1 protein-coding gene is annotated in these 246 nt (G+C 65.4%); it reads left to right on the top strand.

Annotated elements, in window-relative coordinates:
* Positions 1–246: hypothetical protein (locus tag CVH10_RS26305; protein WP_369336000.1), on the top strand; the 246-nt coding region annotated here is incomplete at both ends.

Below are 246 nucleotides of genomic sequence, written 5' to 3'. Positions count from 1 at the left end.
CTGGCAGCCGATGGTGCCCGACGATCTGCCGATCGTCGTATCGATCTCCGATGCGGTGCATGGCGCCTTCACCGAGGATGCGGCGGTGATGGCGGAACGCCGGGCATTGTATCCCGCCGGCTGCCGCGTCTGGCGCGCCGACGGGCAGATCCTCGGTTATATGATGGCGCATCCGTGGCATGGCGAGAAACCGCCCGCGCTCGACACATTATTGGGTGCCTTGCCGACGTCACCCGATACGCTGTG

Source organism: Halomonas sp. ND22Bw, from assembly GCF_003011945.1.
Lineage (GTDB): Bacteria > Pseudomonadota > Gammaproteobacteria > Pseudomonadales > Halomonadaceae > Halomonas > Halomonas halophila.
The sequence above is the reverse complement of the archived record's forward strand: the minus strand, read 5'-3'. Positions and strand labels throughout refer to the sequence as shown.